1 pseudogene is annotated in these 552 nt (G+C 62.7%); it reads left to right on the forward strand.

The annotated features are described in order from the left end of the window. A pseudogene (locus tag ACV22V_RS32505) lies at window positions 1-552 on the forward strand (IS256-like element IS1356 family transposase); the annotation flags it as partial.

Consider the following 552-nt stretch of genomic DNA (forward strand, 5'->3'; position numbering starts at 1 on the left):
GGCACCTTCGATCCGGTGCTGATCGCCAAGGGCGAGCGACGCTTCACCGGCTTCGACGACAAGATCATCGCGATGTACGCACGCGGCATGAGCGTGCGGGAGATTCAGGGTTTCCTGCTGGAGATGTACGGCATCGAGGTGTCGCCGGACTTCATCAGTACGGTGACCGATGCCGTGATCGACGAAGTGCGCGAATGGCAGCAGCGGCCGCTCGAGCCGATGTACCCGGTCGTGTTCTTCGACGCCTTGCGAGTCAAGATCCGCGACGAAGGCGTCGTGCGCAACAAGGCGATCTACCTGGCGCTGGGCGTGCGCCGCGACGGCACACGCGACGTGTTGGGCCTTTGGATCGAGCAGACCGAGGGGGCCAAGTTCTGGCTGAGGGTGGTGAACGACCTTAAGCTGCGCGGCGTGCAGGATATCCTGATCGCCGTGGTCGACGGCCTGAAGGGCTTCCCGGAAGCGATCAACACGGTGTTCCCGGAAACGACGGTCCAGACCTGCATCGTGCATCTGATCCGGAACTCACTGGACTTCGCCAGCTGGAAAGAC

Source organism: Burkholderia sp. AW33-5 (assembly GCF_053427615.1).